Annotated in this window: 21 protein-coding genes and 1 pseudogene; 5 read left to right on the top strand and 17 right to left on the bottom strand. The window is 70.6% G+C overall.

Annotated elements, in window-relative coordinates:
* Positions 1–74 precede the first annotated feature (74 nt).
* The 8 genes from gap to uvrA form a co-directional block, all read right to left on the bottom strand.
* Positions 75–1,073, bottom strand: coding sequence for a type I glyceraldehyde-3-phosphate dehydrogenase (gene gap / locus FIV43_RS04715; protein WP_141013202.1), 999 nt, complete (start codon positions 1,071–1,073; stop codon positions 75–77).
* Positions 1,074–1,219: 146 nt separating this feature from the next.
* A complete protein-coding gene (whiA, locus tag FIV43_RS04710; protein ID WP_141013201.1) occupies positions 1,220–2,206 on the bottom strand; it encodes a DNA-binding protein WhiA in 987 nt (328 codons plus the stop codon).
* 95 nt (positions 2,207–2,301) lie between these two features.
* Positions 2,302–3,303, bottom strand: a complete 1,002-nt coding sequence (locus FIV43_RS04705; RefSeq protein WP_141013200.1) for a gluconeogenesis factor YvcK family protein — start codon at positions 3,301–3,303, stop codon at positions 2,302–2,304.
* Positions 3,303–4,130 carry an RNase adapter RapZ gene (gene rapZ / locus FIV43_RS04700; RefSeq protein ID WP_141015741.1) on the bottom strand — a complete coding sequence of 276 codons (828 nt, stop codon included), beginning with the start codon at positions 4,128–4,130 and terminating at the stop codon, positions 3,303–3,305. The genes FIV43_RS04705 and rapZ overlap by 1 nt, the downstream gene beginning before the upstream one ends.
* 59 nt (positions 4,131–4,189) lie before the next feature.
* The gene (gene uvrC, locus FIV43_RS04695) at positions 4,190–6,211 is read right to left on the bottom strand and encodes an excinuclease ABC subunit UvrC (RefSeq protein WP_141013199.1); all 2,022 of its coding nucleotides are present in this window, start codon (positions 6,209–6,211) and stop codon (positions 4,190–4,192) included.
* A gap of 49 nt (positions 6,212–6,260) precedes the next feature.
* Entirely contained in the window at positions 6,261–6,665 is a 405-nt protein-coding gene (locus FIV43_RS04690) for a Rieske (2Fe-2S) protein (protein ID WP_141013198.1), read from the bottom strand.
* Complete coding sequence (locus FIV43_RS04685) at positions 6,662–7,135, bottom strand: Rieske (2Fe-2S) protein (RefSeq protein ID WP_141013197.1); 474 nt, start codon at positions 7,133–7,135, stop codon at positions 6,662–6,664. The genes FIV43_RS04690 and FIV43_RS04685 overlap by 4 nt, the downstream gene beginning before the upstream one ends.
* Before the next feature lie 104 nt (positions 7,136–7,239).
* On the bottom strand, positions 7,240–10,248 hold the full coding sequence (uvrA, locus tag FIV43_RS04680; RefSeq protein ID WP_141013196.1) for an excinuclease ABC subunit UvrA: 3,009 nt from the start codon (positions 10,246–10,248) through the stop codon (positions 7,240–7,242).
* 225 nt (positions 10,249–10,473) lie between these two features.
* Between uvrA and FIV43_RS04675 the strand changes: the two genes are divergently transcribed.
* Positions 10,474–11,151: an MBL fold metallo-hydrolase gene (locus FIV43_RS04675; protein ID WP_141013195.1), complete on the top strand. Its 678-nt coding sequence runs from the start codon at positions 10,474–10,476 to the stop codon at positions 11,149–11,151.
* Positions 11,152–11,173: 22 nt separating this feature from the next.
* On the opposite strand, the gene FIV43_RS04670 is transcribed toward FIV43_RS04675, so the two are convergent.
* The 3 genes from FIV43_RS04670 to FIV43_RS04660 form a co-directional block, all read right to left on the bottom strand.
* Positions 11,174–12,271 (bottom strand): ferredoxin--NADP reductase, encoded by a 1,098-nt coding sequence (locus tag FIV43_RS04670; protein WP_141013194.1) that lies wholly within the window; start codon positions 12,269–12,271, stop codon positions 11,174–11,176.
* Between the two features lie 89 nt (positions 12,272–12,360).
* Positions 12,361–12,663 carry a hypothetical protein gene (locus FIV43_RS04665; protein WP_141013193.1) on the bottom strand — a complete coding sequence of 101 codons (303 nt, stop codon included), beginning with the start codon at positions 12,661–12,663 and terminating at the stop codon, positions 12,361–12,363.
* On the bottom strand, positions 12,663–13,811 hold the full coding sequence (locus FIV43_RS04660) for a Rieske 2Fe-2S domain-containing protein (protein ID WP_141013192.1): 1,149 nt from the start codon (positions 13,809–13,811) through the stop codon (positions 12,663–12,665). The genes FIV43_RS04665 and FIV43_RS04660 overlap by 1 nt, the downstream gene beginning before the upstream one ends.
* 60 nt (positions 13,812–13,871) lie before the next feature.
* Here FIV43_RS04660 and FIV43_RS04655 point away from each other — a divergent pair, with 60 nt between their 5' ends.
* Both FIV43_RS04655 and FIV43_RS04650 read left to right on the top strand, forming a co-directional pair.
* Entirely contained in the window at positions 13,872–15,068 is a 1,197-nt protein-coding gene (locus tag FIV43_RS04655) for an acyl-CoA dehydrogenase family protein (RefSeq protein ID WP_141013191.1), read from the top strand.
* 27 nt (positions 15,069–15,095) lie between these two features.
* Positions 15,096–16,148 (top strand): acyl-CoA dehydrogenase family protein, encoded by a 1,053-nt coding sequence (locus FIV43_RS04650; RefSeq protein ID WP_141013190.1) that lies wholly within the window; start codon positions 15,096–15,098, stop codon positions 16,146–16,148.
* 68 nt (positions 16,149–16,216) lie between these two features.
* Here the strand turns inward: FIV43_RS04650 and FIV43_RS04645 are convergent, their stop codons facing one another.
* On the bottom strand, positions 16,217–17,323 hold the full coding sequence (locus FIV43_RS04645; protein WP_141013189.1) for an NAD(P)H-dependent flavin oxidoreductase: 1,107 nt from the start codon (positions 17,321–17,323) through the stop codon (positions 16,217–16,219).
* Between the two features lie 115 nt (positions 17,324–17,438).
* Positions 17,439–18,968: an acyl-CoA synthetase gene (locus FIV43_RS04640; protein WP_231123690.1), complete on the bottom strand. Its 1,530-nt coding sequence runs from the start codon at positions 18,966–18,968 to the stop codon at positions 17,439–17,441.
* A gap of 46 nt (positions 18,969–19,014) precedes the next feature.
* Here FIV43_RS04640 and FIV43_RS23085 point away from each other — a divergent pair.
* Positions 19,015–19,401 (top strand): annotated as a pseudogene (locus tag FIV43_RS23085) (enoyl-CoA hydratase-related protein); the annotation flags it as partial.
* Between the two features lie 97 nt (positions 19,402–19,498).
* Positions 19,499–19,813 (top strand): enoyl-CoA hydratase-related protein, encoded by a 315-nt coding sequence (locus tag FIV43_RS23080; protein ID WP_269204059.1) that lies wholly within the window; start codon positions 19,499–19,501, stop codon positions 19,811–19,813.
* 105 nt (positions 19,814–19,918) lie between these two features.
* Here FIV43_RS23080 and FIV43_RS21960 read toward each other — a convergent pair whose 3' ends face one another.
* The 4 genes from FIV43_RS21960 to FIV43_RS04620 all read right to left on the bottom strand — a co-directional run bounded on the left by FIV43_RS21960 (position 19,919) and on the right by FIV43_RS04620 (position 23,600).
* Complete coding sequence (locus FIV43_RS21960) at positions 19,919–20,314, bottom strand: AMP-binding enzyme (protein ID WP_331251044.1); 396 nt, start codon at positions 20,312–20,314, stop codon at positions 19,919–19,921.
* Positions 20,257–21,399: an AMP-binding protein gene (locus FIV43_RS04630; protein ID WP_331251067.1), complete on the bottom strand. Its 1,143-nt coding sequence runs from the start codon at positions 21,397–21,399 to the stop codon at positions 20,257–20,259. Before FIV43_RS04630 ends, FIV43_RS21960 begins: the two co-directional genes overlap by 58 nt.
* A 234-nt stretch (positions 21,400–21,633) precedes the next feature.
* Positions 21,634–22,023 (bottom strand): hypothetical protein, encoded by a 390-nt coding sequence (locus FIV43_RS04625; RefSeq protein ID WP_141013188.1) that lies wholly within the window; start codon positions 22,021–22,023, stop codon positions 21,634–21,636.
* Between the two features lie 71 nt (positions 22,024–22,094).
* The gene (locus FIV43_RS04620) at positions 22,095–23,600 is read right to left on the bottom strand and encodes a long-chain-fatty-acid--CoA ligase (RefSeq protein WP_141013187.1); all 1,506 of its coding nucleotides are present in this window, start codon (positions 23,598–23,600) and stop codon (positions 22,095–22,097) included.

Below are 23,600 nucleotides of genomic sequence, written 5' to 3'. Positions count from 1 at the left end.
CTTCGCTGGGATGTGTGCTCGGGTGTGGGGTCGGGCGCCGGTCGGCGCCCGACCCCGTCACGGGTCGCAGCCTCTCAGAGGGAGGAGCCGACGTGCACCACCAGGTCCGCCAGGCGGTTGGAGTATCCCCACTCGTTGTCGTACCAGCCGGCCACCTTGACCTGGTTGCCGATCACCTTCGTCAGCGGTGCGTCGAAGATGCACGACGCCGGGTCGGTGACGATGTCGGAGGAGACGATCGGGTCGGTGGAGTAGCGCAGGATGCGGCCGTCGGCGGCCGCCTTCACCGCCTCGTTGACCTCCTCGACGCTGGTCTCGCGCGACGCCTCGAAGGAGAGGTCGGTGAGGGACCCGGTCGGCGTCGGCACGCGCAGTGCGTAGCCGTCGAGCTTGCCCTTGAGCTCGGGCAGTACCAGTCCGATCGCCTTCGCCGCACCGGTCGAGGTGGGCACGATGTTGAGGGCGGCGGCACGGGCGCGGCGCAGGTCCTTGTGGATGTTGTCCTGCAGGTTCTGGTCCGCCGTGTAGGCGTGCACCGTGGTCATCAGGCCCTTGACGATCCCGACGCTGTCGTTGAGCGCCTTCGCCATCGGCGCCAGGCAGTTGGTGGTGCACGACGCGTTGGAGATGACGGTGTGCGCCGCCGGGTCGTAGAGGTCGTCGTTGACGCCCATCACGACGGTCAGGTCGGGGTTGGTCGCGGGCGCGGAGACGATGACCTTCCTGGCGCCGGCCCCGTCGACGTGGGCACGGGCCTTCGCGGCGTCGGTGAAGAAGCCGGTCGACTCGATCACGACGTCGGCGCCCACCTCGCCCCACTTCAGGGCGGCCGGGTCGCGTTCGGCGAACGCATGGATCTTGTTGCCGCCGACGACGATCGCGTCCTCGGTGGCCGACACGTCGGTGTCGAGCCGGCCGAGGATGGTGTCGTAGGTCAGCAGGTGCGCGAGCGTCGCGTTGTCGGTCAGGTCGTTGACCGCGACGATCTCGATGTCGAGACCGCTGGCGCGGACTGCGCGGAAGAAGTTCCGGCCGATCCGGCCGAATCCGTTGATGCCTACTCGTACGGTCACAGGTGGGCTCCTCCGAGTTGAACAGGGTGATCTGGGTAACTCGACCCTAGCGTCCCCGGCCCTCGCCCCGGCGCTGGCGGCAGGAACGTCTCAGATCGTTCCAAAAACTCATGACCTGCGAGAACATCAGGTAACGGGCGCCCCGGTCAGGCGTCGCCGGCCAGCATCTCCGGGGTCAGGGACGCCTCGGTGTCCGGGATGCCCAGCTCCTCGGCCCGCTTGTCCGCCATCGCGAGCAGCCGGCGGATCCGGCCGGCGATGGCGTCCTTGGTGAGCACCGGCTCGTGGAGCTGCCCGAGCTCCTCCAGGGATGCCTGCTTATGCTCCAGCCGGAGGGAGCCGGCCATCTTCAGGTGGTCGGGGACCTCGTCGCCGAGGATCTCCATGGCGCGCTCGACGCGGGCACCCGCGGTCACCGCGGCCCGGGCCGATCGACGGAGGTTGGCGTCGTCGAAGTTCGCGAGACGGTTGGCGGTGGCACGCACCTCACGTCGCATCCGACGCTCCTCCCAGGCCATCAGCGTCTCGTGGGCGCCGAGCCGGGTGAGCAGCTGACCGATCGCGTCGCCGTCGCGGATCACCACCCGGTCCACGCCCCGTACCTCACGGGCCTTGGCCTGGATGCCCAAGCGGCGCGCGACGCCGACCAGCGCCAGCGCCGCCTCCGAGCCGGGGCAGGTGATCTCCATCGCCGAGGAACGACCGGGCTCGGTCAGCGAGCCGTGTGCCAGGAACGCGCCGCGCCACGCGGCCACCGCGTCGCAGGCGCCGCCGGAGACGACGGCCGGCGGCAGTCCGCGCACCGGTCGGCCGCGCTGGTCGAGCAGTCCGGTCTGCCGGGCGAGCGCCTCACCGTCCTTCACCACGCGGACGATGTAACGGCTCCCCTTCCGGATCCCGTTGCCCTGCACCATGACCACGTCGGAGCTCTGCCCGTAGATCTCGGCCACGTCCTTGCGCAGGCGCCGCGCGGCCGCACCGGTGTCCAGCTCGGCCTCCACGACGATCCGCCCGCCGACGATGTGCAGCCCCCCGGCGAACCGAAGGGTGGAGGCGACCTCCGACTTGCGGCAACACGCTTTGGTGACTCCGATCCCTGCGAGCTCCGCCTTCACCTGCGCCGTCATCGCCATGGGTCCGATCCTGCCACGGGAGTCAACGACCGCGGGCCCGGATGCCGCACAGAGACCGCCCGTCATGACCGGGGTCACCACGCGCGGGGCGGCGCTCAGTCGCCGCCGGGTGCGGAGCCCAGGATCCCCGCGTAGGCGGCCGCCAGCCGTTCCGGGTCGTGGCGCGGAGACCCGTCGTCCACGGCGACGTCCGCAACCACGAGGTGCGCCCCCAGGGTCCGCACCGCCTCCTCCAGGTCGGCGCGGTGCGCGGGTGAGTCCTCCATCGTGCTGCGGTCGGCCAGGACCGTGTGGATCGTCAGCTCGGGAGCGTGCTGCGCGAGGACCGCGAGGTGGTCGCTCGGCCCGAAGCCGCCGGTCTCGCCGATCTGCTCGGCGAGGTTGAGCACCACCACCACGCGGGCGTCGGTCTCGACCAGCGCCCGCGCCAGGTCCCGCACCTTCAGGTGCGGGAGCACGGAGGTGAACCAGGAGCCCGGACCCAGCACCACCCAGTCCGCGCCGCTGATGGCCTCGACCACCGCGGGCGGCACCTCGGGGTCCGGAGGGACCAGGGAGATCGACTCGATCACGCCCCCGGTCGTGGCCACCTCGACCTGCCCGCGCACCACCACCCGGGCCGACGGGTCGTCGGCCGCGACGCCGCTGACCTCGGCGGCGATGTCCATCGGGGTCACCGCCATCGGCAGCACCCTGCCCTTGGCGCCCAGCAGCCGTCCGACCCAGTCCAGTGCGTCGACGTGGTCCCCCAGCAGCTCCCAGAGCCCGACGATCAACAGGTTGCCGACGACGTGTCCGCGCATCTCCCCCTCGCCGGCGAACCGGTGCTGGAGGACCTTCGCCCAGGTGTCGCCCCACTCGTCGTCCCCGCACAGCGCGGCCAGGGCCATCCGCAGGTCGCCGGGCGGGAGCACCCCGAACTCGCCCCGGAGGCGACCGGAGGAGCCTCCGTTGTCCGCCACCGTCACCACCGCCGTGAGGTCGTCGACCGTGAGGTCGTCGACCAGCATCCGCAGGGCGCTCAGGCTGGCGTGCAGCCCGTGGCCGCCGCCCAGGGCCACCACCGACTGGGCCCGGTCGAGACCGCCGGTGCCCATCACTCGCGTCCGAGATCGCGGTGCACGGTGCGGACGGCGTAGCCCTGCTCCGCCAGACGCCGCGCGATCTCCTCGGTCATCGCCACGCTGCGGTGCTTCCCGCCGGTGCACCCGACCGCCACCCGCATGAACCGCTTCCCCTCGCGGAGGTAGCCGGCGGCGACCGTGGTGAGCACCGGCAGGTAGGCGTCGAGGAACTCCTCGGCGCCGGGCCGCGCCAGCACGTAGTCGGCGACGTCCTGGTCCTTGCCGGTGTGGCTGCGCAGGTCCGGGACCCAGTGCGGGTTGGGCAGGAAGCGCATGTCCGCGACGTAGTCGGCGTCCACCGGGATCCCGTACTTGAAGCCGAAGCTGATCACCATCACCCGCAGACGGGTGGCCTCGGCGGAGCCGAATCCCTCGGCGATCCGGTCGGTCAACTGGTGCACGTTCAGGTTGGAGGTGTCGATCACCAGGTCCGCGTCCGCGCGCACCTCGGCCATCACCACCCGTTCGCGCTGCAGCCCGTCGAGGAGCCGCCCACCCTCCTGGAGCGGGTGCGGGCGTCGTACCGCCTCCTGTCGGCGGACCAGCACCTCGTCGGTCGCGTCGAGGAAGACCAGGGACGCGTCACGCCCGGTGAATCCGTGGGCGAGCGTGCTCTTCAGGCCGTGGAAGAAGGAGCCGGACCGGACGTCCACGACGACCGCGATCGGCTGCAACGGGCCGAGGCTCTCGTCGACCAGGCGCACCACCTCGGGGACGAGGCTCGGCGGCAGGTTGTCCACGACGTAGTAGCCGAGGTCCTCCAGCTCCTTGGCGGCCGTGCTGCGCCCGGCGCCGGTCATCCCGGTCACCACGACCAGCTGGCCACGCCTGACGTCCTCGTCCCGCACCGTCGATCCGGTCACCGGCCACCTCGCTCCCCCGCGGTCCCGTCCTCGGGACCGTCGCCGACTTCGTCCACTGCGACACCAGTCTTGCGCGCCGCGGGTGCGTCCCCGACGGCGCCCTTGATCGCGGCGGCCGTGCGCGGGCCGATCCCGGGCACCTCCGCGACCTCCTCCACCGTGGCGGCCCGCAGCTTGCGCAGCGAGCCGAAGTGCCGGATCAGCGTCTTGCGCCGCACCTCGCCCAGCCCCGGTACGTCGTCCAGGAGGCTCTCCACCATCGACTTCGACCGGCGCGAGCGGTGGTGGGTGATCGCGAAGCGGTGGGCCTCGTCGCGCACCCGTTGCAGCAGGTAGAGCCCTTCGGAGGTGCGCGGCAGGATCACCGGGTCCTCCTCGCCGGGCAGCCAGACCTCCTCCAGCCGCTTCGCCAGCCCGCAGATCGGGATGTCGTCGATGCCGAGCTCGTCGAGCGCCCGCTGGGCGGCGGCCACCTGCGGAGCGCCACCGTCGACCACGACCAGTCCGGGGGCGTAGGCGAACTTGCGCGGCCGCCCGGTGTCGGGGTCGACCAGCATCGGTCCGCTCTCCGCGTCGCCGGGACCACCGGGACGCAGCTCGCTGCGGGCCTGCTCGTCGAGCAGGCGCCGGAACCGCCGAGTGATCACCTCGTGCATCGCCGCGACGTCGTCGGAACCCTCCTGGTCACGGATCACGAACCGTCGGTACTCGCCCTTGCGGGCCAGGCCGTCCTCGAAGACCACCATCGACGCCACGATCTCGCTGCCCTGGATGTGGGAGACGTCGTAGCACTCGATCCGCAGCGGCGCCTCCTCCAGCTCCAGTGCCTCGGCGATCTCGGCGAGCGCTCGGTTGCGGGTGGTCAGGTCGCTGGCGCGCTTGGTCTTGTGCAGAGCCAGCGCCTCGGCGGCGTTGCGCGCCACGGTCTCCTGCAGCGTGCGCTTGTCACCGCGCTGCGGGACCCGGATGTCCACCCGGCTGCCGCGCAGGTCGCCCAGCAGCGCCTCGAAGGTGGCCGCGTCGGCCGGCATCTGCGGCACCAGGATCTCCCGCGGTACGACGTCGCGCGCCTCCTCGCGCGCCACGCCGGCGTAGAGCTGGAGCAGGAAGTCCTCCACCAGCTCCGCGGTGCCCCCGTCGTCGGTGCGGTCGGCCACCCAACCGCGCTGGCCGCGGATCCGGCCGCCGCGGACGTGGAAGATCTGCACCGCCACCTCGAGCGGGTCCTCGGCGAGGGCGATCACGTCGGCGTCCGCGCCGTCGCCGAGCACCACTGCCTGCTTCTCCAGCGCCTTCTCCATGGCGCCGAGGTCGTCCCGCAGCCGCGCTGCCTTCTCGAAGTCGAGCGCGTCGGAGGCGGCGTACATCTCCGTCTCGATGCGGCGGGTGAACTGCTTGGTCCGACCGGCCATGAAGTCGCAGAAGTCGTCGACGATCGCCCGGTGCTCGTCGGCGGAGACCTGGCCGACGCAGGGGGCGGAGCACTTGTCGATGTAGCCGAGCAGGCAGGGCCGTCCGATCTGCGCCGACCGCTTGAAGACCCCGTTGGTGCACGAGCGCATCGGGAACACGCGGAGCAGGATGTCGACCGTCTCCCGGATCGCCCAGGCGTGGCTGTAGGGGCCGAAGTAGCGGGTGCCCTTGCGCTTGGCGCCGCGGCCCACCATCACCCGCGGGAACTCGTCGCCGACGGTCACCGCCAGCCACGGGTAGGACTTGTCGTCGCGGTACTTCACGTTGAACCGCGGGTCGTACTCCTTGATCCAGGAGTACTCCAACTGGAGGGCCTCGACCTCGGTCTTGACCACGGTCCATTCCACTGAGCTCGCCGTGGTGACCATGGAGGCCGTGCGCGGGTGCAGGTTGCCGAGGTCCTGGAAGTACGAGGAGAGCCGGGACCGCAGGTTCTTCGCCTTGCCGACGTAGATCACCCGGCGGTTCCGGTCCCGGAAGCGGTAGACGCCCGGCTGGGTCGGGATGGAGCCCGGTTCGGGCCGGTAGGTCAGCGGGGACGGCACGGCTTCACCCTACGGTCGGGCACCGACCCGGCTGGTGGGCCGGTGAGGCTCAAGCGGAGAGGATCCGGTCGCCGTCGACCTCGATGGCGACCTCGGCCAGCGCCTGGGTCGCCGGACCGCCGGTGACCTCGCCGGACGTCGCCGAGTAGGCGCTGCCGTGGTGGCTGCACCGGATCGTGTCGCCGTCGACGGACGTCACGGTGAGCCCCTGGTGGGTGCAGACCGCGGTGAACGCCTTGAACTCGCCGTCGGTGGGCTGGGTGAGCACCACCTTCTCCTCGGTGAGCACCACGCCGCCACCGACCGGGACCTCGTCCGTGGTGGCCAGCTCGGTGCCGGCCTCGACCTCCGGAGCCTCGGACTCCCCGCCACCGCAACCGGCCAGCGCGACGGCCACACCGAGGGCGCCCAGACCCTGGAAGACGATCCGGCGGGAGGCACGCACGTCCTTCACGAACGGACCACCTGACCGTCGACGACCTCGATCCCCACCTCGGCCAACGCCGACGGCGCCGGGCCGGAGGTCACCGCGCCGTCCGCGACCGCGAAGTGGCTGCCGTGGCAGGGGCAGACGATCTCTCCGTCCTCCACCGAGGTCACCAGGCACTGCGAGTGCGTGCACACCGCGGTGAACGCCTTGAACTCGCCGTCGGTGGGCTGGGTGACCACGATCTCCTCGGCGGAGACGACCACGCCCCCGCCGACCGGCACGTCGTCGACGGCGACCAGCCCGGACGCAGCGCCTCCGGAGGACCCGCCTTCCGCGGCGCCCGACGTCGGGGTGTTGCCGCCGTCCGGCGACGCGCTGACGGTGGTGGGTGCGTCCGGGTCGGCGCTCTCACCGCCGCAGGCCGCGAGCAGCGGCGCTCCGATGCCGGCGGCGGCCGCGCCCCCGAGTGCGTGTCGGCGGTTCAGGGTTGCCATGTCCACCAGGGTACGGATCGTTGCTGTGACCCGCCTGAGGACCTGTGCCGGGCGGCGCGGTTCCCCGGGTCGGCCGGGTCAGTCGGATCTGCCGGGCGGCCGGGTCAGGAGCTGGCTCCGGACCTGCGAGTCGTCGTCCGCCTTGCCGCGCTCTTCTTGGCGGGAGCCTTCGCAGCCGCCTTCTTCGCAGCCGCCTTCTTCGCACCCGGCCCACGCGCCGGCGCCGGCTCCGCCGCCGGTGCTCGCACCGCCTTCGACTGGACCGCCTCGCGCCCGTCCAACAGCGGGGCCAGGAACTGTCCGGTGAAGCTCTCCGGCACGCCGACGACGTCCTCGGGCGTGCCCTCGGCGACCACGGTGCCGCCGCGGGATCCGCCCTGGGGTCCCATGTCGACGATCCAGTCGGCGGTCTTGATCACGTCCAGGTTGTGCTCGATGACCAGCACGGAGTTGCCCTTGTCGACCAGGCTGGACAGCACGCCGAGGAGCTTGCGGATGTCCTCGAAGTGCAGACCGGTGGTCGGCTCGTCGAGCACGTAGACGGTACGCCCGGTCGAGCGCTTCTGGAGCTCGGCGGCGAGCTTCACCCGCTGTGCCTCTCCGCCGGAGAGCGTCGTCGCGGGCTGGCCGAGCCGCACGTACCCCAGCCCGACCTCCATCAGCGTGGTCATGTGCCGGGCGATGGCCGGCACCGCGGCGAAGAAGTCCACCGCCTCCTCGATCGGCATGTCGAGGACCTCGGCGATGGTCTTGCCCTTGTAGTGGACCTCCAGCGTCTCGCGGTTGTAGCGGGCGCCGTGGCAGACCTCGCACGGCACGTAGACGTCCGGCAGGAAGTTCATCTCGATCTTGATCGTGCCGTCACCGGAGCAGGCCTCGCAGCGCCCACCCTTGACGTTGAACGAGAACCGACCCTGCTGGTAGCCCCGCACCTTGGCCTCGGGGGTCTGCGCGAACAGCTTGCGCACGTGGTCGAAGACGCCGGTGTAGGTGGCCGGGTTGGAGCGAGGGGTCCGGCCGATCGGCGACTGGTCCACGTGGATCACCTTGTCCACGTGCTCGAGACCGGTGATCTTCTGGTGCCTGCCCGGGATGGTGCGGGCGTTGTAGATCTGCTTGGCCAGCGAGGTGTAGAGGATGTCGTTGACCAGCGTCGACTTGCCGGAGCCGGACACACCGGTGACCGCGACGAACATCCCCAGCGGGAACGAGACGTCGATGTTCTGCAGGTTGTGCTCGCGGGCGCCGTGCACCCGGAGCTCACGTCCGATCGTCCGCGGACGACGGATCGGCGGCACCGCGATCTCCCGGCGACCCGAGAGATACTGCCCGGTCATCGAGTCGGGGTGCGTGTAGAGATCCGCGACCGTGCCGGAGTGCACCACCTGACCGCCGTGCTCTCCGGCGCCGGGGCCGATGTCGACCACCCAGTCGGCGACCTTGATCGTGTCCTCGTCGTGCTCGACCACGATCAGCGTGTTGCCGAGGTCCTTGAGGCGGACCAGGGTCTCGATGAGCTTCTGGTTGTCCCGCTGGTGCAGGCCGATGGACGGCTCGTCCAGGACGTAGAGGACACCGACCAGGCCGGCCCCGATCTGGGTGGCCAGCCGGATCCGCTGGGCCTCGCCACCGGAGAGCGAGCCGGAGGGGCGGTCGAGCGAGAGGTAGTCGAGGCCGACGTCGAGGAGGAAGTTGAGCCGCTCCTGGATCTCCTTGAGCACCCGCTCGCCGATCTGGCGCTCGCGAGCGGAGAGATCGAGATCGTTGAGGTAGTCGGCCGCCTCGTTGATCGGCAGGGCGCAGACCTCGGCGATGTTCTTGCCGCCGTGGTCCCGGCTGCCGAGGGTCACCGCCATGGAGACCGGCTTGAGCCGGCTGCCGGCGCAGACGGGACACGGCACCTCGCGCATGAACCCCTCGAAGCGCTCCCGGCTGGTGTCGCTCTCGGCCTCACGGTGGCGCCGCTCCACGTAGGTCCGGACGCCCTCGAACTGGGCGTAGTAGGAGCGCTCCCGTCCGTAGCGGTTGCGGGTCACCACGTGGACCTTCGTCGGGTGGCCCTCCAGGATCGCCTTGCGCGCCCTGGCGGACAGGTCGGACCACGGGGTGTCGACGTCGAAGCCGAGCTCCTCGCCCAGCGCGATCAGCAGCTTGCCGAAGTAGTCGGCCACGTGCGCGTGGCTCCACGGCTGCAGTGCGCCCTCGGCCAGGGTCGCCGTCTCGTCGGGCACGACGAGCTCGGGGTCGACCTCCATCCGGGTGCCGAGTCCGGTGCAGGACGGACAGGCGCCGAAGGGAGAGTTGAAGGAGAACGAGCGCGGCTCGAGGTCGTCGGTCTCGATCGGGTGCTCGTTGGGGCACGCCATCTTCTCCGAGAACTTGAGCTCCTGGCCGGAGTCGACCAGGTCGAAGACGACCAGGCCGCCGGCCAGACCGAGCGCGGTCTCGACGGAGTCGGTGAGCCGGCGCTTGGCCGACTCCTTCACCGCGAGCCGGTCGACCACGACCTCGATCGTGTGCTTGAGCTTCTTGTCCAGGGTCGGTGGGTTGTCGAGGCCGTGCGTCTCGCCGTCCACCCGGGCCCGGGAGAACCCCTGGGTCTGCAACTGCCGGAACAGGTCGACGTACTCACCCTTGCGCCCGCGCACCACGGGAGCCAGCACCTGGAACCGGGTGCCCTCCTCGAGCGTCAGCATCCGGTCGACGATCTGCTGCGGGGTCTGCTGCTCGATCGGTGCGCCGCAGGTCGGGCAGTGCGGCCGGCCGGCGCGTGCGTAGAGCAGCCGCAGGTAGTCGTAGACCTCGGTGATGGTGCCGACGGTCGAGCGGGGGTTCTTGCTGGTCGACTTCTGGTCGATCGAGACCGCCGGGGAGAGACCCTCGATGAAGTCGACGTCGGGCTTGTCCATCTGCCCGAGGAACTGCCGCGCGTACGCCGAGAGCGACTCGACGTACCTGCGCTGGCCCTCGGCGAAGATGGTGTCGAACGCGAGGCTCGACTTCCCCGAGCCGGAGAGCCCGGTGAAGACGATCAGGGAGTCCCGCGGCAGGTCGATCGAGACGTCCTTGAGGTTGTGCTCGCGCGCGCCGCGGATGATCAACTGGTCGGTCACTACCGGTCCTCGGTCCTTTGCTCCGGTGGTCGAGCCTTCTCGCTCGGGTTCGAACAAGTGTTTGCCAGGGTACGGCGCGCGGACAACCCGCCACGCCGCCGACACCTTCTCACTCACCACCGACAACTACGGTTTCGCCGCCTGACTTCCCGCCACGTCCCCGTCGGCTCCCCTCCGTCGCCCCGCCCGTGGAAACACGCGTGGCGCAGTGGCAGGATCGTCCCCGTGAGCTATGTCGGAGATGTCACGGTCGGCGGGTCCCCCCAGGTGCGCGAGCTCGATGCGCTCACCATCACCAAGGTCGCGGTCGACGAGAAGATGTCCAACAACGCCTATCTGCTGCGGTGCCGGGAGACCGGTGCCCAGGCCCTGATCGACGCGGCGGACTCCCCCGAGACGCTGCTACCGCTGATCGGGGACGACGGGCTCGCCGCGGTGGTCACCACCCACCAGCACTGGGACCACCACCGCGCCCTCCCCGCGGTGGTCGAGGCCACCGGCGCGGCGGTGGTCGCCGGCGAGCCCGACGCCGACGCCATCACCGAGCAGACCGGGGTGCCGGTCACCGTCCGGGTGCGCGACGGCGACACCGTCGCGGTGGGCGCGGCCACGCTGCAGGTGATCCGGGTCACCGGCCACACCCCGGGCTCGATCGTCCTCGGGTACGACGACACCGCATCCGGCGGCACCTGGCACCTCTTCACCGGCGACTCCCTGTTCCCCGGCGGCGTCGGCAACACGTTCGGGGACGCGGCCGCGTTCCGGACGCTCGTCGACGACGTCGAGTCCAAGATCTTCGGCCGGTTCGGCGACGACACCTGGTTCTACCCAGGTCACGGCGACGACTCCCGGCTCGGCGACGAGCGGCCGCACCTCCCGGAGTGGCGCGAACGCGGCTGGTGACCGCGCCACCGGCACCGGCGGGTCAGCTGTAGCTGACCTTCACGGTGTCCGTGGTGGGGTGGGCCTGGCAACCGAGCCGGATGCCGTCCTCGAGGTCCTCGTCGTCGAGGACGTCGTTGTGGGTCATCTTCACGTCGCCCTCGATCAGGCGGATGGCGCACGCCGAGCACTCCCCCTCCCGGCACGAGTAGGGCGCCTTGACGCCCTTGCCCTCCAGGAAGTCGAGCATGGTCTGCTTCGGGTCCCAGTCGTCGTAGGCGAAGGTGTCGCCGTCGAGCTCGACCTCGAGCTTGACCGGCCCCGCGGCGAGGTCGGAGAAGACGTCCGCGGCGGCGCCGTCGTCGTCGGACTCGGCCGCCGCGATCTCCTCCTCGGCACGCTGCAACTCCTCGACGTCACCGAAGGGGTTGCCGCCGAGCGAGACGAACTTCTCCTGGTGCCGGCGGTCCCGCGGGAACTCCAGCTCCTTGAGCACGCCGGTCACCATCTTCATGAACGGCGCGGGGCCGCAGACGAAGGCGTCCGCGGCGAGGTGCTGGCCGGCGAAGGCCCTCATCTGCTCCGCGGTGGGGAGGCCCTGCACCGACTCCAGCCAGTGGATGACCTGCAGGCGCTCGGGGTTCTCGGCGGAGAGACGGGCCAGCTCGTCGGCGAAGATCACCGAGCGCTCGTCGCGGTTGGCGTAGAACACGACGATCCGGCCGGTGCCCTCGTCGAGCGCCGTCCGCACGATCGACATGATCGGCGTCACCCCGGAGCCGCCGGCGAAGAGCAGGAGCTCACGGTCCAGCGACGCCGGGCTGAAGATGCCCGACGGCGGCAGCACCCGCAGGGTGTCGCCGGTCTTGAGGTTGTCGCAGAGCCAGTTGGACGCGTAGCCCTCGGCGGTGCGCTTGACGGTGACGGTCAGCGGTCCCCCGTCGTGCGGGCTGCTGGAGAGCGAGTAGCAGCGGGCGGCGATGCCGGTCTGGTCACTCGGGATCGCGACAGTGAGGAACTGGCCCGGCTTGTAGTCGAACTTCTCCGCGGCGTCGGCCGGCTGGGCGAAGCTGATCGACCGCGCGTCCGCGGTCTCGTCGACGATGTCGACGACGTCCAGCACGAAGGACTCGATGTCCACGTTGTGTTCCTCTGCTTGCGGGTCGAAGGGTTGGTACGGCGGAGCGCGCCGCGGACGGCCTCCGCGGAGCCCGAGCGCGCCCGAGCGGCTCAGTAGCCGTCGTGGGCGCCGATCTCGACGTCTCCTGCGCGCACGGCGGCGTCGATGCTAGCCAGCATCCGGGGGCAGGGCCGGAAGCTGTCCCGACCATCGGAACTGCGCGCCCGGTGCGCCAGCTCGGGGCAGGCCTCCACCGCTGCGGCGGTCCACTGGATCGAGGTGTGGTGGTCGCTGTTCTTCTTGACGCCGACGGTCGCGAGGCAGTCCAGGCAGGAGACCTGGACCAGCCGCGCCGAGGTGTAGAGCCGCTGGTCCTCGACGGTGTCCTCGCTGGTCGGGACGAACGAGGCCATCAGTGCCCCGCCGGGACCCCGGCGGCCGCGTCCTGCTCGGCCTTCTTCGCCAGGTTGTCGGCGACCTCGGCCTGCCAGTACTCGTTGGCCTTGGTGGTGTCGACCTCGAACTCGAAGCGGTCGGTCATCTCCGGGTCGATGTCGTCGACGTCGACGTAGAACTGCTCGTACCAGCGGCGCAGCTGGTAGACCGGTCCGTCCTCCTCGCAGAGCAGCGGATTCTGCACGGGCACCTTGTTCTTCCAGATGTGCACGTCCTGGAGGAAGCCGCTGCCGAACATGTCGGCGTACTTCTTGGCGATGAAGTCGGCCGTCGCGTCGTCCATCCCCTCCGGCTTCTTCACGGTGATGCCGTAGTGCAGCGTGAACGAGTCCGGGCCGGTGGGCACGTGGCAGTTGATCAGCACGACCTCGGTGTTGAAGCCCTTGTAGTCGGTGTCCAGCCAGTTGATCATGTACGCCGGCCCGTAGTACCGCGCCTCGGACCGGAGGAACAGGTCGGAGTCGCCGTAGCCGCCGTCGGCCTTGTCGGGCCGGCCCTTCGACTCCATGAACTGGGTCGCCTCGGTGCCTTCGAAGACGTTGCGGAAGCTGGTCGGGAAGGCGAAGTGCACGTAGTAGAAGTGCGCCATGTCGACCACGTTGTCGATCAGCTCCCGGCAGTGGGAGCCGATGATCTCCTCGGTGTTCCACACCCAGTCGGTGTACTCACCCTCGGCCACGCCGGGCAGCTGCGGCGGGAGGATCTCCCGGTCGGCCTTGGAGCCCTGGACGTCGTGCCAGACCAGCAGCTGGTCGTTGACCACCGCGGTCTCGTAGCGCTGGGTGCGGGCACGCAGCGGGACCCGGCGCGCGTACGGGATCTCCTTGCACTTGCCGTCGCCTCCCCACCGCCAGTCGTGGAACGGGCAGGCGATCTCGTCGCCCTTGACCTCACCCTGGGTCAGGTCGCCACCCATGTGCCGGCAGTAGCCGTCGAGCACGTTGAGCTCGCCCTTGCTGTCCTGCCACACCACGAGCTTGGTGCCGAAGCCCTGGATCGCGTGCGGCTTGCCGTCGGCGAACGCCGATGCCAGCCCGAGGCAGTGCCAACCACGTGCGAACCGCTCGGGCGCGGTCCCCTGGTCCAACATCCGGGTGTCGCTCATGTAGAACACGTTATAGTTTTGCTCGCACGGAGACAAGCCACGGCTCAGGAGATCACTGACATGCACCTCGCACTGGAACCTCAGCAGATCGCGCTGCGGGAGGAGCTCCGCGCCTACTTCGCCGATCTGGTGACTCCCGAGATCCGAGCCGGGCTGGCCTCGGCCACCGGCGAGTTCGGTGAGGCCGGGGTCTACAAGAAGGTGATCGCCCAGATCGGCGCGGACGGTTGGCTCGGCATCGGGTGGCCCAAGGAGTACGGCGGTCAGGCCCGCTCGATGGTGGAGCAGCTGATCTTCACCGACGCCGCGGCGATCGCCGGGGTGCCGATCCCCTACCTTACCCTGAACACGGTCGGGCCCACGATCATGCGGTTCGGCAGCGACGAGCAGAAGGACCACTTCCTGCCGAAGATCCTCGCCGGCCAGCTGCACTTCTCGATCGGCTACTCCGAGCCCGGGTCCGGCACCGACCTCGCCTCGCTGAGGACCAGGGCGACCCTGGACGAGAGCGCCGGCGAGTGGGTGATCGACGGACAGAAGATGTGGACGTCGCTGATCCAGTACGCCGACTGGATCTGGATGGCCTGCCGGACCGAGCCCGAGGCACCCCGGCACAAGGGGCTGTCGATGATCCTGGTGCCGGCCGACGCCGAGGGGTTCTCCTACACGCCCGTGCACACCGTCGCCGGCGTGCACACCTCGGCGACGTACTACTCCGACGTGCGGGTGCCGGCCGACAACCTCGTCGGCGAGCGCGGTGGCGGCTGGGCCCTGATGACCAACCAGCTCAACCACGAGCGCGTCGCGCTGACCTCCGCCGCGCCGTTGCAGCACTCCCTCACCCTGGTCAAGGAGTGGGCCGCGCAGACCCGCAACCCCGACGGCGGTCGGGTGATCGACACCGAGTGGGTGCAGATCGCCCTGGGCCGCGCGCACGCCCGGATCGAAGCGCTCACCCTGGTCAACTGGAAGCTGGCCGCCGACGCCGACCACGGCGTCGCGCTGTCACCCGCCGAGGCGTCCGCCACCAAGATCTACGGCTCGGAGCTGGCGACCGAGGTCTACCGCAGCCTGATGGAGATCGTGGGTCCGCACGCGGGCGTGACCGCCGACTCCCCCGGCGCCGTCCTCGCCGGCCGTCTCGAGAGGTTCCACCGGTCGTCGCTGGTGATGACCTTCGGCGGCGGCACCAACGAGATCCAGCGCGACATCATCGGCTATGTGGGCCTGGGCCTGCCCGCCGCGAAGCGCGCCTGACCACCCACGTCACGACGGAGAAACCCGATGGACTTCCTCTTCACCCCCGAGCAGGACGAGGCCGCCGACCTGGCCGCCCGGATCCTGGCCGACCGGACCACCAACGACCGCCTGAAGCAGGTGGAGGCCGCGGGCGACCGGTTCGACCGGGCGCTCTGGGCCGATCTCAGCGACGCCGGTCTGCTCTCGCTGCACGTCCCCGAGCGACAGGGCGGCGCCGGGCTGGGCCTGATCGAGCTCGCCCGCGTCCTCGTCGAGGTCGGCAGGCGGGTCGCCCCCGTGCCGCTGGCCGTGCACGGCGCCTGCACCGCCCTGCTCGCCGGCACGGAGATCGAGCTCGGAGACCGGATCTTCACCGCGGCGGTCGCCGAGGAGCGCTCACACCTGCCCGGTACGCCGACGGTGCGGGCCGAGGCCGACGGTGCGCTGACCGGGGTGAAGACCCTGGTCCGGGCCGGGATGGTGGCCGAGGCGTTCCTGGTGACCGCGACCGGTCCGGACGGGCTCGGCGTGCACCTGGTGGACGCGGACGCGGACGGAGTGGAGCGCGTCGCGCAGAGGACCAGCGACGGCGACGTCGCCGCGCTGGTGACGTTCCGCGGGGCTCCCGCCCAGCGGGTCGGGGACGAGGCTGCGGCGGAACGGCTCGCCGAGCTCCTGATCACCTGCGCCGCCGCGGAGCAGCTCGGGGTCACCGAGGGCGCGCTCCGGCTCACCGCGGAGTACGCGAAGACCCGGGAGCAGTTCGGACGACCGATCGGCACCTTCCAGGCGGTCTCCCAGCGGCTGGCCGACGGCTTCATCGACGTCCTGGCCCAGCGGCTGACCCTGTGGCAGGCGGTGTGGCGCCTCGCGGAGGGCCTCCCCGCCGCCCAGGAGGCCGCCACCGCGAAGCTGTGGGCCGCCGACGCCGGGCACCGCTTGGCGCACACCACGGTGCATGTCCACGGCGGCGTCGGCATCGACCTCGACGGCGAGGCGCACCGCTACTTCACCGCCGGCAAGCGGTTCGAGTTCCTCTTCGGCGGCGCCACCGAGCAGGCCCTGGCCATCGGGCGCGGCTTCGCCGCCGCCGGCTGAGCGAGTACGACGAAGGCGCCGGCCACGTGGCCGGCGCCTTCGTCGTGCGGGGTCTCGGCGTACGCCGGTCAGAGACCCGCGATCGCGCTGAGGTTCTTCACGGTCGCCTCGAACTCCGCGACCAGGTCTCCCATCACCTCGGCGACTGGACGGACCTCGTTCATCCGGCCCACGATCTGTCCCACCGGCATCGAGATCACGTCCGGGTCGCCCGAGGCGTTGATCCGGTTGTGGGCGTCCGCGACGAGCAGGTTCTGCAGCGGCATCGGGAGCGGGGCCGGCGCACCCTCCTCCTCCCACGCCTGGGTCCACTTGGTCTTGAGCAACCGGGCCGGCTTGCCGGTGTAGACGCGGGTGCGGACGGTGTCGGAGGAGGTCGCCCGCAGGAACGCCGTCTCCCAGCCCTTGTTGGAGGCGAGGTTGCGGTACTCCTCGGTGCCGAGCCAGATCGACCCGGTCCACACTCCCTGGGCTCCCAGACCCAACGACGCGGCGATCTGCCGACCGGACCCGATCCCCCCGGCGCCGAGGACCGGCACGTGGGGGCCGACCGCGTCGACGATGTCGGGAGTGAGCACCATGCTGGCGATCTCCCCGGTGTGCCCACCGGCCTCGTAGCCCTGAGCGATGATGATGTCGACGCCGTTCGCCACGTGGCTCTGCGCGTGCTTGGGCGCACCGGCCAGGGCGGCCACCTTGAGGCCGGCGGCCTGGCACTCGGCGATCACGTCGTTCGGGGGCGTGCCCAGGGCGTTCGCGATCAGGACGGGCCGGTGCTGAAGGGCGACGTCCACGTGCGAGCGCGCCATCGAGTGCAGCCAGCCGAGCACTCCCTCGCGCCCCTCGCCCTCGGGCAGTGGCGGCACTCCGAGCTTGAGGAGGGTCTCGTCGACGAACCTCTTGTGGTCCTCGGGGATGTGGCTGGACAGGTCGGTGGAGGTGCCCTCGGTGGGGATCTTCATCGGCATCACCACGTCGACGCCGTACGGCTTGCCGTCGGTGTTCTCGTCCATCCAGTCGAGGGTCCGGTCGAGCTCGTCGGCGTCGTTGAATCGGACGCAGCCCAGGACCCCGAGTCCGCCGGCACGGGAGACCGCGGCGGCGACGTGCTCGGAGGGGGTGAACGCGAAGATCGGGTACTCGATGCCGAAGGCATCGCACAGGGGGGTGCGCATCAGGCGGAAGCTCCTGCTCCGTTCGAGAGGGTGGTGTGCGAGGCCAGGGCGAGCTCCTTGGCCTTGGGGTACTGCGCCTTGCCGGTGGCGTTGCGCGGGATCTGCTCGACCAGCGTCAGCGCGCGGGGCAGCTTGTAGCCCGACAGGTGGGAGCGCAGGAAGGTCCGCAGCCCCTCGAGTTCGACGGTGGCCCCTCGCGCGGCTGGATCACGGCGGCGACGGCCTGGCCGAACTTGTCGTCCGGGATGCCGACGACGAGTACGTCGTACACGTCGGGGTGGGCCTTGATCGCCATCTCGACCTCCTCGGGGTAGACCTTCTCCCCGCCGGTGTTGACGCAGTTGGACCCGCGGCCGAGCAGGGTGATCCGGTTCCCCTCCTCGATCCGGGCGAAGTCGCCGGGGATGGAGTAGCGCTCGCCGTCGATCGTGACGAAGGTCTTGGCGGACTTCTCGGGGTCCTTGTAGTAGCCGACCGGGACGAAGCCGGCCTTGGCGGTGCGTCCCACCTTGCCGACGTCGGCGACCGGGTCGAGGACCTTGTTGTCGTCGTCGATGACCACCGTGCCGTGCGATATCGAGACGACCGGGCCGTCGGTGGACAGCGCGCTGGCGTCCTGCAGGCCGGTCCCCTGGAAGCCGGTCTCGGACGAGCCGATCGAGTCGGTGAAGACGGCGTTCGGGAACGCCTTCATCCAGCGCTCCTTGACCGCCTTGGAGAAGATCGCGGCGCTGGAGGCGATCGCGAACAGGGTCTGCCCGTCGAAGCCGCCCTCCTCGTAGGCCTCGATCAGCGGGCGGGCCATCGCGTCACCGGTCATGAAGAGCATCTGCACGCCCTCGCGGTCCACGATCTCCCAGGTGCGCACGGGGTCGAACTTCGGCTCGAGGATCGTGTTCTGCCCCGCGAAGAGGTGCATCAGCAGGCTGGCCTGGGCGCCGCCGTGCATCAACGGGCTCAGCGGCAGGGTGACCAGGCCGGCGCCCTCGGCGGCGGCGCGGGACTGGGAGAACTCCTCCTGGAGCTCACCGGACATGAAGTCGACACCGCCGCCCAGGACGCGCCAGAAGTCCTCGTGGCGCCACATCACGCCCTTGGGGAAGCCGGTGGTGCCGCCGGTGTAGATGATGTGGATGTCGTCGGGGCTGCGCTCGCCGAAGTCGCGGGCGTCGCTGCGTCCCTCCATCGCGTCGTCGAGCAGGATTCCGCCGAAGCGGGAGACGTCGCTGGCGTCCCCGGGCTCGAGCGGGTCGGGCACCACGACGATCGTCTGCAGCCTGTCGTGCCGAGGGGCGACCTCGGCGACGAGGTCGGCGTAGACCCGGTCCATGACCAGGCCCTTCAGGTCGGCGTTGTCGAACAGGTAGTCCAGCTCGCCGGTGACGTAGCGGTAGTTCACGTTGATCGCCACGGCCCGCACCTTGAGCACGGCGAGCAGCGCGACCACGTGCTCGATGCTGTTCTTGGCGTAGAGCCCGACGTGGTCGCCCGCACCGATCCCCCGGTCCTGGAGGAAGTGGGCGAGCCTGTTCGAGGCCGACTCGAGGTCGGCGAAGGTGACGACGCGATCTCCGACCTGCACGGCAGGCTTGTCGGGCACGGCGTCGACGGCGTGTTCGAAAAGATCAGCGATGTTGAGGGCCACGAGGCGACACTAGAACACGTTTCACTTTCTCGCTAGTGTTCTTCGTATGAGCACCGCTGACGCCACCCCCGACTGCCTTGTCGAGCAGGACGGCCACAAGCTGATCGTGACGATGAACCGGCCCGAGCGACGCAACGCCCTGTCCGGCCCGATGATGCGGATCATGGAGGACGCCTGGGACCGGGTGAACCAGGATCCGGAGATCCGCGTGTGCATCCTCACCGGCGCCGGCGGCTTCTTCTGCGCCGGGATGGATCTCAAGACCGCGAACGAGAAGCCGCCGTCGGAGAGCTTCGAGGACGGCAGCTATGACCCGACCGTGATCAAGGGCCTGCTCAAGGGCTTCCGGCTGACCAAGCCGCTGATCGCGGCGGTCGAGGGGCCCGCGATCGCCGGCGGCACCGAGATCCTGCAGGGCACCGACATCCGCGTCGCCGGGGAGTCGGCGAAGTTCGGCGTCGCCGAGGCCCGGTGGAGCCTCTACCCGATGGGGGCTCGGCGGTGCGCCTCCCCGGCAGATCCCCTACACCGTGGCGGCGGAGCTGCTGCTGACCGGCCGCACGCTGCTCGCCCCGGAGGCCAAGGAACTGGGCCTGATCGGGCACGTCGTCCCCGACGGGCAGGCCCTCGCCAAGGCCCACGAGCTGGCCGACATGATCGCTGCGAACGGCCCGCTCGCGGTCCAGGCGATCCTTCGGACCATGCGCGACTCCGAGGGCAAGCACGAGGAGGAGTGCTGGGCGGACGACGCGAAGGTCGGCGCCGCGGTCTTCTCCTCCGCCGACGCCAAGGAGGGCCCCCGGGCGTTCCTGGAGAAGCGGGCACCCCAGTTCCAGGGGCGTTGAGCCTGGCTTCAGGTTGAGTCCGGGCGGCGCGCGTACGTCGCGCGCCGCCCGGATCCGAGCGGACCCGAGCGGACACAGGCGACCGGGCGCTCGGGCCACGCCTGCTCAGCCGACGCTGCGCTCCCCGGTCCAGTACTGCGCGCGCAGTGCCTTCTTGTCCGGCTTCCCGAGAGCGGTGAGCGGGAGGGCGTCGGCGACCTCGATCCGCTTGGGCACCTGGACGGAGCCCTTCTTCTCCTTGACGGCCTGCTTGATCTCCTCGGCCATCGTGGCGATCGACGCCTCGTCGCGGGCGACCCCGTCGCGCAGGACGACGACCGCGGTCACCAGCTCTCCGAACTTGTCGTCCGGGGTGCCGATGACGCCGACCTGGGCGACGGCCGGGTGGCCCGCGACCACGTCCTCGACCTCCCGCGGGAAGACGTTGAAGCCACCGGTGACGATCATGTCCTTGGTCCGGTCCACGATGTACCAGAAGCCGTCCTCGTCCTCGCGAGCCACGTCGCCGGTGTGCATCCATCCGTCCCGGAACGTGCTCGCCGTCTCGTCGGGAGCTGCCAGTACCCCCCGGCCAGCAGCGGCCCGGCGACGCAGATCTCGCCGGGCTCGCCGGGCTCGACCGGCCGGCCGTCCTCGCCGAGCAGCGCGGTGCGGAGGAAGGCCGCGGGCCGGCCACAGGAGCTGAGGCGGTGCTCGACGGGGCGGCCGTCGGCATCGACGTGGTCGGACGTCGGGAAGTAGGCGATCGCCATCGGCGCCTCGGACTGACCGTAGTACTGCGCGAAGATCGGCCCGAACCGCTCGATGGCCTCCTTGAGGCGCACCGGATTGATCGCCGACGCCCCGTAGTAGACCGTCTCCAGGGAGGAGAGGTCACGCGTGCGCGAGTCCGGGTGGTCCATCAGCGCGTAGAGCATCGACGGCACCAGCATCAGCGAGGTGATCCGCTCCTCCTCGACCACGCGGAGGACCTCGGCGGGATCGAAGCGAGCGGTGACGAACAGCGTGCCTCCCTTGATCACGACGGGCACGAAGAACGCCGCACCGGCATGGGACAGCGGGGTGCACATCAGGAACCGGGGCGCCTCGGGCCACTCCCACTCGGCCAGCTGGATGTGGGTCATCGTGTTCATCGCACGCGCGGTGCCGACCACCCCCTTGGGCCGCCCCGTCGTGCCTCCGGTGTAGGTGATCGACACGATGTGGTCGGGTGGCAGCACGCGGGCGGCGAGCGCCTGCGGCCGGTAGGTGGCGGCGGCCGCCACCAGGTCCGTGCCGCAGGCGGCGAGGGCGTCGGGGACCGGGCCGATGGTCAGCACCTGCTTCAACCCGGGACACTTGTCCAGGAGCTCCACGGCCCGGTCGGTGAAGTACGGGTCGACGATCAGGGCCGTGATGCCCGCATCGTTGATCACGTAGGCGTGGTCGTCGGCCGAGCCGAGCGGGTGCAGCGCGGTGCGCTGGAAGCCCTGGGTCTGGCCGGCACCGAGGATGAAGAGCACCTCGGGTCGGTTGGGCGCCAGCAGCGCGGTGGCGACTCCGGTGCCGGCCCCGAGCGCCTCGAAAGCCTGGACGTACTGGCTGATCCGCTCCCCACCTGACCGCCGGTGAGCGTCACGTCGCCGAGGTGGATCACGGGGCGGTCGCGGTGGCGCTTGAGCGCTGCCACCATCAGGTGGCCGTTGTGGGTGCCGGTGTACAGGGTGTCCATGCCCGGCAGACTAGAACGTGTTCTATTTGTCGGCAAGCGTCCGGGCGCACCCGATCGGCGCCGCACTGCTCGGTCCGGGGGCGCGTCGCGCCGTGACACCGGCGAGCTCTCAGCTGACCCGCCGGTCCTCGGTCGGCACGGCGAGCGGACGGACGCCGCCGAGGCGCTTGCGGTAGCGCACGTGGTCCGCCCGCTCCTCGAGCACCTGCCAGAGCGTGCGGTGAGCCGTCCAGGGCAACGGCTCGCTGCCGACGTACCACCGCTCGCCGAAGCTGATCCAGACCGGCGTCCACGCCGCGGCACAGTCCCATGCTCCGCGGTGTGCCTCGATCAGTCGGCGGCGGATCTGGAAGGCCTGTCGCGGGCCGTCGAGCGCGATCGGAGCGGTGGAGACCGGCCACACCCGCAGGTCCAGCTCCATCAGTGCGAGCTCGAGGTCGGGCAGCACCGCGGGATCGACCAGCACGGTGGCCACGTTCTCGTGCGGAGCCCGCCTCATGCGCCCGACCGTACCTGCCGGCACGGACACCGGCGAGGGTCTCGCCGGTGTCCGTGGAGAGCACGGTCGGCTCAGCCCTGGGAGGCGACCTCCGGGACGGCGATCTCCCGCTTCAGGATCTTGTTGGTCGCACCCTTGGGAAGCTCGTCGACGATCCAGACGTGGCGGGGGTACTTGTATGGCGCCACCCGATCGCGCACGAAGGCCCGGAGCTCGTCCACCGTCGCGGCGTCCGGGCCGACGAGAGCGATGGCCGCCCCGACCTCCTCGCCGAGATCGGGGTGGGCGATGCCGATCACCGCGGCCTCGCGGACCGCCGGGTGCTCGTAGAGCACCTCCTCGATCTCGCGGGGATAGACGTTGTAGCCGCCGCGGATCACCAGCTCCTTCAGACGGTCGACGACGAAGTAGAACCCCTCGTCGTCGCGGCGGGCCAGGTCGCCGGTCCGGAACCAGCCGTCGGCGCTGATCGCCTCGGCGGTCTCCTCGGGCATCCGCCAGTAGCCCTTCATGACGTTGTGCCCCCGGATCAGGATCTCGCCGATCTCGCCGGGCCCGACCTCGGCACCGTCGGCGCCCACCAGGCGCATCTCGACGCCGGGGATGGGCAGGCCGATCGAGCCCGGCTTGCGGTGCTCGCGCCGGTTGAAGGACGCCATCGGAGAGGTCTCGGAGAGCCCGTACCCCTCCAGCAGGGTGCACCCGAACTCGCGCTCGAACGCGTGCAGGATCTCGACCGGCAACGACGCGCCTCCGGAGACGCAGACACGGAGCGAGGAGGTGTCGGTGGAGGCCGCGCTCGGGTCGTGGAGGAGCGCGCCGTACATCGTCGGAACTCCGAGGAACATCGTGGCGCGGTGCTCGGCCATCGCCGCGAGCACCTGCGCCGGGTCGAAGCGACCGATGAGGACGAGCTCGGCTCCGCGAGCGATGGCGGAGTTCAGGGCGCACACCTGCCCGAACGCATGGAAGAGCGGCAGCGCACCGATCGCGACGTCGGCGTCGGTCATCTCGAACATCCCGGTGCCGATCTCCACGTTGCGACCGATGTTGCCGTGCGTGAGCTGGGCGCCCTTGGGCCGGCCGGTGGTCCCGGACGTGTAGAGGATCACGGCGGTGTCCGTGGCATCCCGGTCGGCGGCGGTCTCGTCTCCGGCGGCCTCGCTCAGGCCTGCCTCGAACTCACCGGGCACCACCGGGTGCAGCACCGTGCCCAGGCGCTCGGCCACCGGCGCGACGACGTCGCGGAGGTCGGCCAGCGCGTAGACCACGGACACCTCGGGGTCGCGCAGGTAGTGCTCGATCTCGCGCTCACGCAGCAGCGGGTTCATCGGCACCACCACCGCGCCGGCGCGCAGGACGCCGTAGTAGAGGACGGCGAACGCCGCGACGTTCGGCAACATGATCGCCACCCGGTCACCGGGCCCGACGCCCTGGCCGCGGAGGTCCGCGGCGACCCTGCCGGTGAGCTCGTCGAGCTCGGCGTAGGACAGTGATCCGGTGCTCGACCGGAGTGCGACCTTGGCGGGGTGGGCGGCGGCCGAGGCTGCGAGGAGACCGTAGAGATTCGCGTTCAT

This window comes from Nocardioides sambongensis, from assembly GCF_006494815.1.
Taxonomy (GTDB): Bacteria; Actinomycetota; Actinomycetes; order Propionibacteriales; family Nocardioidaceae; genus Nocardioides; species Nocardioides sambongensis.
The sequence above is the reverse complement of the archived record's forward strand: the minus strand, read 5'-3'. Positions and strand labels throughout refer to the sequence as shown.

What these genes read in the sequence shown, in the direction of transcription:
- rapZ (WP_141015741.1), bottom strand. Translation starts at nt 4,130, where the DNA reads ATGACCGGCGCCGGGCGCAGCACGGCCGCCAAGGAGCTGGAGGACCTC.
- whiA (WP_141013201.1), bottom strand. Translation starts at nt 2,206, where the DNA reads ATGGCGATGACGGCGCAGGTGAAGGCGGAGCTCGCAGGGATCGGAGTC.
- FIV43_RS04660 (WP_141013192.1), bottom strand. Translation starts at nt 13,811, where the DNA reads ATGAGCGACACCCGGATGTTGGACCAGGGGACCGCGCCCGAGCGGTTC.
- FIV43_RS04645 (WP_141013189.1), bottom strand. Translation starts at nt 17,323, where the DNA reads ATGCGCACCCCCCTGTGCGATGCCTTCGGCATCGAGTACCCGATCTTC.
- FIV43_RS04625 (WP_141013188.1), bottom strand. Translation starts at nt 22,023, where the DNA reads ATGAGGCGGGCTCCGCACGAGAACGTGGCCACCGTGCTGGTCGATCCC.
- FIV43_RS04665 (WP_141013193.1), bottom strand. Translation starts at nt 12,663, where the DNA reads ATGGCCTCGTTCGTCCCGACCAGCGAGGACACCGTCGAGGACCAGCGG.
- FIV43_RS04685 (WP_141013197.1), bottom strand. Translation starts at nt 7,135, where the DNA reads ATGGCAACCCTGAACCGCCGACACGCACTCGGGGGCGCGGCCGCCGCC.
- FIV43_RS04620 (WP_141013187.1), bottom strand. Translation starts at nt 23,600, where the DNA reads ATGAACGCGAATCTCTACGGTCTCCTCGCAGCCTCGGCCGCCGCCCAC.
- FIV43_RS04705 (WP_141013200.1), bottom strand. Translation starts at nt 3,303, where the DNA reads ATGGGCACCGGCGGTCTCGACCGGGCCCAGTCGGTGGTGGCCCTGGGC.
- FIV43_RS04650 (WP_141013190.1), top strand. Translation starts at nt 15,096, where the DNA reads ATGGACTTCCTCTTCACCCCCGAGCAGGACGAGGCCGCCGACCTGGCC.
- FIV43_RS04655 (WP_141013191.1), top strand. Translation starts at nt 13,872, where the DNA reads ATGCACCTCGCACTGGAACCTCAGCAGATCGCGCTGCGGGAGGAGCTC.